The organism is Citricoccus sp., assembly GCF_032154715.1.
Taxonomy (GTDB): domain Bacteria; phylum Actinomycetota; class Actinomycetes; order Actinomycetales; family Micrococcaceae; genus Citricoccus.
The window spans coordinates 26402-32902 of record NZ_JALDXU010000029.1 but is presented as its reverse complement, the minus strand read 5'-3'; the positions used below and the strand labels follow the sequence as shown (position 1 = coordinate 32902).

The 6501-nt window shown below is 67.7% G+C and carries 5 protein-coding genes and 1 pseudogene; 5 read left to right on the top strand and 1 reads right to left on the bottom strand.

Annotation, left to right across the window (positions count from 1 at the left end):
- The 5 genes and pseudogenes from RUH65_RS07085 to RUH65_RS07065 form a co-directional block, all read left to right on the top strand.
- Positions 1-298: pseudogene (locus tag RUH65_RS07085) on the top strand (3,4-dihydroxyphenylacetate 2,3-dioxygenase); the annotation flags it as partial.
- Positions 299-317: 19 nt separating this feature from the next.
- Positions 318-1103 (top strand): fumarylacetoacetate hydrolase family protein, encoded by a 786-nt coding sequence (locus tag RUH65_RS07080; protein WP_313816616.1) that lies wholly within the window; start codon positions 318-320, stop codon positions 1101-1103.
- Entirely contained in the window at positions 1088-1900 is an 813-nt protein-coding gene (locus RUH65_RS07075) for an HpcH/HpaI aldolase/citrate lyase family protein (protein WP_313816615.1), read from the top strand. The genes RUH65_RS07080 and RUH65_RS07075 overlap by 16 nt, the downstream gene beginning before the upstream one ends.
- Before the next feature lie 29 nt (positions 1901-1929).
- Positions 1930-3825, top strand: a complete 1896-nt coding sequence (locus RUH65_RS07070) for an FAD-dependent monooxygenase (protein WP_313816614.1) — start codon at positions 1930-1932, stop codon at positions 3823-3825.
- 57 nt (positions 3826-3882) lie between these two features.
- Entirely contained in the window at positions 3883-5274 is a 1392-nt protein-coding gene (locus RUH65_RS07065) for an MFS transporter (protein ID WP_313816613.1), read from the top strand.
- 38 nt (positions 5275-5312) lie between these two features.
- Here RUH65_RS07065 and RUH65_RS07060 read toward each other — a convergent pair whose 3' ends face one another.
- Positions 5313-6239 (bottom strand): LysR family transcriptional regulator, encoded by a 927-nt coding sequence (locus tag RUH65_RS07060; protein WP_313816612.1) that lies wholly within the window; start codon positions 6237-6239, stop codon positions 5313-5315.
- Positions 6240-6501: the final 262 nt, after the last annotated feature.

Genomic DNA, 6501 nt, shown 5'->3' with positions numbered 1-6501 from the left:
GATCTACACCCAGGACTACTACACCGGCGACCCGGACAACCCCGTCGTCACGTGGGATGTGCACGACAACCAGCGCCGCGACTTCTGGGGCAACCCGGTCGTCCCCTCCTGGTACACCGAGGCCTCCCTCGTGCTGGACCTGGACGGCAACCCGCAGGAGGTCACGGCCCGCGAGGAGAAGTCCGAGATGGACGTGACCATCGGCGCTGACGGCTTCTCCTACACCCGTCCCGGCGACGAGGACGGCACCCACCAGGGTGAGGCCGCCAAGGGCTTCAAACTCGGACACCAGCTGTAGAGGCAGGGGACGCACGGACATGCTTGAGCACTCAACGCACACGGCGATCGCCGACGAGCTGCACCGGGCCGGTGAGGACCGGACGCCGGTTCCGCTGCTCACGGCACGGTACCCGGACATGGGGATCGAGGACTCGTACGCGGTCCAGGGGATCTGGGCCCAGCGGCAGATCGACGCCGGCCGGAAGAAGGTCGGTCACAAGATCGGCCTGACCTCCAAGGCCATGCAGGATGCCACCGGGATCGATGAACCGGACTACGGGGTGATCTTCGACGACATGGTGATGGAGTCCGGCCACGTCTTCGAGTGGTCGCGCTACACGCATCCGCGGGTCGAGATGGAGCTGGCCTTCGTGCTGAAGGACACCCTGGCCGGCCCGGGAGTGACGCTGTTCGACGTCCTGCGCGCCACCGAGTACGTGGTGCCGGCACTGGAGGTGCTGGACTCCCGGATCGAGATGGAGGGGCGCACGATCACGGACACCATCAGTGACAACGCCGCGATGGGCGCCATGGTGTTCGGCGGCCGCCCAGTGGCGCCCGATGCCGTGGACCTGCGCTGGGTGGCCGGGATGCTGTCCCGCAACCAGGAGATCATCGAGACGGGGGTGGCCGCCGGGGTGCTCAACCACCCGGCCAACGGAGTGCACTGGCTGGCGAACCGGATCGCCGGGCACGGGGACGTGCTGGAGGCCGGGGAGATCATCCTCGCCGGTTCCTTCACCCGGCCCATGTGGGTGTACGCCGGGGACACCGTCTACGCCGACTACGGAAACCTGGGGACCGTGACATGCCAATTCGCCTAGAGCCACAGCCCAGCCTCAAGGACCTGTTCAGCGCGCGGGCCCGCGCCGACCGGGACGGCCGGGCGGCGGCCGGGATGTTCATCAACTCGGCCGACCCATCCGTCACCGAGATCTGCGCCTGCGCCGGTATGGATTTCCTCCTGATCGACGGTGAGCACGCCCCGCTGGGCCTGGAGACCATCCAGTCCCACCTGCGGGCCATGGCCGGATACCCGGTCATCCCCGTGGTCCGGGTGCCCGCGCTGGACCCCGTGCTGGTCAAGCAATACCTGGATTTGGGGGCGCAGTCCCTTGTCATCCCGATGGTGGACAGCCCCGAGGACGCCGAGCGTGCCGTCCGGGCGATGCACTACCCGCCGCGCGGGATACGCGGGGTCGGGTCCGCCCTGGCGCGCTCGGCGCGCTGGAACCGCGTCCCGGACTACCTGGCCCGTGCCGGAGAACTGGTGACCCTGGTGGTGCAGATCGAGTCCGCGGCCGCCGTCGCCGCCGCCGGGCAGATCGCGGCCGTGGACGGCGTGGACGGGATCTTCATCGGTCCCTCGGACCTGGCCGCCTCCATGGGGCTGCTCGGGCAGCAGAACCACCCGGACGTCGTCGCCGCGGTGAAGGCCGTGATCGGGCAGGCCCGGGAGGCCGGCACCTTCGTCGGCGTCAACGCCTTCGCCCCGGACCAGGCTCGGGACTACCTGGCGGCCGGCGCCGACTTCATCAACGTCGGGGCCGACGTCGCCCTCCTGGCCCGCGCCACCGAGGCCCTCGCCGACACCTGGTGTGCCACCGGCACCACTGAATAGAACGTTAGAACACCTGCAGAGGAGACCACATGCTGTTTCACCACAACGGGTACGTGTCCGGGGACCCGCGGGTGCAGCCCGCCGCCGGCGTGGGCGTGGACCGTTCCCCCGAGCTGCCCGAGACCATGGACGTCCTGGTGGTCGGCGCAGGACCGGCCGGCATGACCGCCACCGCCCAGCTGGCCAGCTTTCCCGAGGTCATGACCTGCCTCGTCGACCGCCGTCCGGAGCGGCTGGGGATCGGCCAGGCCGACGGCATCCAGGCCCGGAGTGTCGAGACGTTCCAGGCCTTCGGGTTCGCCGAGGAGATCGTCGCGGAGGCCTATCACCTGACCGAGATGAACTTCTGGAAGCCGGATCCGCAGGAGAGCGGCCACATCATCCGGACCGCACGGGCCGTCGACGACCCGGCCGGTGTCAGCGAGTTCCCACACCTGATCGTCAACCAGGCCCGGGTGCTGGACTACTTCGCCCGCTTCGCCCGTCACGCGCCGTCCCGCACCGAGCCCTACTGGGGCTGGGAGTTCGTGTCCCTCGAGGTGGGCGAGGGTGAGTACCCGGTGACCGTCACGCTGAAGCGCACCGGAGAGACGCCCGACGGCGGCGTGAGCCCGGGCGAGACCCGGACCATCCGCACCAAGTACGTCGTCGGCGGAGACGGAGCGCACTCGAAGGTCCGCCGGGACATCGGGGCGCAGCACGTGGGCGCCGTGTCCTACCACGCCTGGGGCGTCATGGACGTCATCGCGGAGACCGACTTCCCGGACATCCGCACCAAGTGCGCCATCCAGTCCGAGCACGGCTCGATCCTGCACATCCCGCGCGAGGGCGGCTTCCTGTTCCGGATGTACGTGGACCTCGGTGAGGTGGACCAGAACGATGCGGGCGCTGTGCGCAAGACCCCGATCGAGTCGATCATCGCCCAGGCCAACCAGATCGTCTCGCCCTACACGGTGGACGTGAAGGACGTGGCCTGGTGGAGCGTCTACGAGGTCGGTCACCGGGTGACTGACCGGTTCGACGACGTCCTGGCAGAGGACGTCGGCCAGCGGCACCCCCATGTGTTCATCGCCGGGGACGCCTGCCACACCCACTCGGCGAAGGCCGGCCAGGGCATGAACGTCTCCATCCAGGACGCGTTCAATCTCGGCTGGAAGCTGGGCCACGTGCTGACCGGGCTCAGCCCGGAAGCGCTGCTGTCCACCTACTCGGCCGAGCGGCAGCCGGTGGCCCAGAAGCTCATCGACTTCGACCGCGAGTGGTCCTCGATGATGGCCGCCAAACCGGAGGAGCTGGAGAGTGCCACCGCCCTGGAGGACTACTACCAGAAGACCGCGGAGTTCCCGGCGGGCTTCATGACGGAGTACCCCGCCGGGTTGCTCGTGGCCGAGGCCTCCCACCAGGGGCTGGCCAACGGGTTCCCCCTCGGCAAGCGTTTCAAGGCGCACCCGGCCAAGCGCGTCTCCGACACCACTCCGCACCGTTTCGGTCACCAGCACACGGCGGACGGGCGCTGGCGGATCTATGCCTTCGCCGATGCCGCCGTCTCCTCCGCCCAGGACTCGGCACTGCGGACCTGGGCCGACTGGCTGGACTCCGAGGACTCCCCGGTCCGCCGCTTCACCCCCGCGGGCCGGGACCTGGACGCCCTGTTCGACGTCCAGGTGATGTACCAGCAGCCCCACGAGGAGGTGGAGCTGATGAAGACGCCCTCGATCTTCCGCCCGCAGGTCGGCCGGTTCCAGGTCTCCAACCTCAACAAGGTCTGGGGCGTGGACCCGGAGGACGACTTCTTCGAGGCGCGCGGCCTGAGCCGCGACGGCGTGATCGTGGTGGTCCGTCCGGACCAGTACGTCGCCGCGGTGCTCCCGCTGGGCGCCACGGATGAACTTGCGGCCTTCTTCGAGCCGATCTTCACCCCCTGACCCCGGCCTGCCCCGGAGGCCACGCACATCTTCTCAGCACCACCCAACGAGGTACCCATGACTGAAACCCGACACTCTGACCGGGCCAACCAACGCCGCGTCGCTGCCGCCACCCTGGTGGGCACCACCGTGGAGTGGTACGACTTCTTCATCTACGCGACCATGGCCGGCCTGGTCTTCTCCCAGCTGTTCTTCGAGCCGGCGGGGGAGTCGATCGGCCTGCTGCTGTCCTTCGCGTCGGTGGGTATCTCCTTCCTGTTCCGCCCGCTCGGGGCGTTCCTGGCGGGCCACTACGGAGACAAACTGGGCCGCCGCGTCATCCTGGTGGTCACGCTCATCATGATGGGCGGGGCCACCACGCTGATCGGCCTGTTGCCGACGTACGCGTCTGCCGGGGTCCTCGCGCCGATCATGCTGATTCTCCTGCGCGTGCTGCAGGGCGTCTCCGCGGGTGGCGAGTGGGGTGGGGCGGCGCTGATGGCCGTGGAACACGCCCCGGCGAAGCGCCGCGGACTGGCGGGCTCCATGCCGCAGCTGGGGGTACCCCTGGGCTTGCTGCTGGCCACCGGGGTGACCGCGCTGATGACCGGCGTCATCTCGCCCGGGGAGCAGTTCATCGAGTGGGGATGGCGGATTCCCTTCATCGCCTCCGTGGTGTTGATCGGCGTCGGCTACTTCGTCCGGATGGCCGTGGACGAGTCCCCGGTGTTCAAGGAGATGGCCGAGAAGAAGGAGCAGACGAGTGTCCCGATCGTGGAACTGTTCCGCAAGTACTGGCACCTGGTGCTCCTGGCCTCGCTGATCTTCGTGGGCAACAACTCGGTGGGCTACATGTCCACGGGCGGATTCATCCCCTCCTATGCCACCTCGGACGACGTCGGGCTGGACAACACCGACGTGCTGATCGCCATGACGTTCGCCGCCGCGGTGTGGCTGCTGTCCACCCTCGGGGCTGGAATCCTCTCGGACTACATCGGGAGGAAACGGACGTATCAGCTCGGCTATGTCTGGCTGATCCTGGCGGTCTGGCCCCTGTTCCTGCTCATCGACACCGGCAGCCTGGCCAACCTCTACCTGGGCCTGGGGATCATCTGCATCGGCACCGGCCTGACCTATGGGCCGCAGGCCGCCCTCTACTCAGAGCTTTTCCCCGCCTCCATCCGCTTCTCCGGGGTGTCCATCTCCTACGCGATCGGCGCCATCCTCGGCGGGGCGTTCGCGCCCATGATCGCCCAGGCCCTCCTGGACGCCACCGGCTCCTCCGGGTCCATCGCCGTCTATCTCATCGGGATGTGCGTGGTCGCGCTGATCGCCGTGAGCCTGGTCCGGGACCGCTCCGGGATCGACCTGTCCATCCACAACCAGGCCGAGCAGGAGGTCGGGTGCACAGTGTTCGATCAGCGCCCGGTGCCCGAGCGGGCCGCCGTGCCGGAACGGACCTCCGTCTAGGCTGAGCTCGACTGGCCGCCCCGCCAGGCCAAGGGGTTTCATGACCTCGCAGTGCCGGGCCAGAGTTCGCGGACGGTGTCGAGGAGGGCGCCCTTGAAGGCCACCTCGGCGGGGGAGTACACGCGCTCCTCGCGCTGACCCACCATGATGCGGCGTTCGGGGGCCTCGCTGCCGAGACTGAGGACACTGACCCCAGGGTGCTTGATCGTCACCGCGCTGTGGGGGGCCAGCGCCACCCCGATCCCGGCGCTGACCATGGCTTGCGCCTCCTGATAATCGTTCGCATACATCGAGATCGATGGCCGGAACCCTGCGGCCGTAGCGGCCCGGTCCAAGACCTCGACGACCGGGTGCTCCGACGCGCGGACCACCCAGGACTCCCGGGCCAGGTCGGTCATACCGACCTCCTGAGCCCGGCTCAAGCGGTGGTGGTTGGATACCAGCACGACGAACGGCTCACGGAAGAGCTCCTCGACCTTGATGCCATCCGTGCTGAGCGGTCGCCAGGGGTGATCCCAGAGGAGGCTGAGGTGTGTTTGCCCCCGTTCAAGGTCAGTCACCAGGGTGTCGATCCGGGTGCTGCGGATGGACAGGGACACGGATGGATACTGGCTGCTGAAGCGCTCGATGACCAGTGGGAGGAAGGAAGACGCCACCGTGGGGAAGGCGCCGATCACCAGCGAGCCACGCTTGCCGGTGGTCAGGTCGTCGAGGTCGGCGTGGGCGGCGTCCATCTGGCGCAGGATCTTGCGGGCGTGTGCCGCCAGCACCATGCCGGCCTCGGTGGGGACCACTCCCCGGGATCGCCGACGCAAGAGGGGTTGGCCGGCCTCCACTTCTAGGCGCCGCAGTTGCTGAGAGACGGCGGAGGCGGTGTAGGCCATCTCGTCCGCGGCAGCCGTGATGGAACCGGCCTCGACCGTTCGGACAAAGACCTCGAGCCGTTTTGTGTCGAACACTGTCATGTAAGTCAGTGTAGCTATGACCAATAGAGCTGAAGAGTTGCTACATGAAGTCCGAGGACCCGGGGTGCTTATTGCACGGTGTTAGTTGCAGACAAGAGCAGCTGTAGAGCACCTCAGAGTGCATGACGGCGACTCATTTTGGCGCCCGTCGGGCGACTTGGATGAAGCAAAGCTACAAGAACATGTATCAGATTCACATTGTGCTTAAGTAATGAGGCACACCACACTGGGCTCCACGAACTTTGAGGGTGACAGGAGTAAC

Bases quoted from the DNA above. Each gene is read 5' to 3' on its own strand.
- RUH65_RS07080 (WP_313816616.1), top strand. From the start codon at position 318: ATGCTTGAGCACTCAACGCACACGGCGATCGCCGACGAGCTGCACCGG.
- RUH65_RS07075 (WP_313816615.1), top strand. From the start codon at position 1,088: ATGCCAATTCGCCTAGAGCCACAGCCCAGCCTCAAGGACCTGTTCAGC.
- RUH65_RS07070 (WP_313816614.1), top strand. From the start codon at position 1,930: ATGCTGTTTCACCACAACGGGTACGTGTCCGGGGACCCGCGGGTGCAG.
- RUH65_RS07065 (WP_313816613.1), top strand. From the start codon at position 3,883: ATGACTGAAACCCGACACTCTGACCGGGCCAACCAACGCCGCGTCGCT.
- RUH65_RS07060 (WP_313816612.1), bottom strand. From the start codon at position 6,239: ATGACAGTGTTCGACACAAAACGGCTCGAGGTCTTTGTCCGAACGGTC.